Below are 371 nucleotides of genomic sequence, written 5' to 3'. Positions count from 1 at the left end.
GCCACCGAGGATGCTGCGCCGGTGACCGGCACTGTTGCTGGTAACGACAGCGATGCCGACGGCGACACGCTGAGCTATACGCTCGATGCCGCGGTGGCCGGCCTGACGTTCAATGCCGACGGCAGCTACAGCTTCGATCCGAGCGATGCTGCCTATCAGGACCTGGCGGTCGGCGAGACGCGCGACGTGGTCGCCAGTTACACCGTCTCCGACGGCGACGGCGGCACTGCGACGTCGACGCTGACCATCACGGTCACCGGCACGAACGATGCGCCCGCTGCTGTTGCCGATAGTTATACGGTGGATGAGGACAATACGCTGACCATTGCCGCCGCGGCGGGCGTTCTTGCCAATGACAGCGATCCCGATGG

1 protein-coding gene is annotated in these 371 nt (G+C 65.2%); it reads left to right on the top strand.

The features are described 5' to 3' along the window. Positions 1 to 371 (top strand): Ig-like domain-containing protein (locus tag JNO53_RS15270; RefSeq protein ID WP_203113643.1); only part of this gene is annotated, 371 nt, incomplete at both ends.

Origin of the sequence: Altererythrobacter sp. C41, from assembly GCF_016803135.1 — a bacterium.
Taxonomy (GTDB): Bacteria; Pseudomonadota; Alphaproteobacteria; order Sphingomonadales; family Sphingomonadaceae; genus Pelagerythrobacter.
This window is presented reverse-complemented; position numbering and strand designations above follow the sequence as displayed.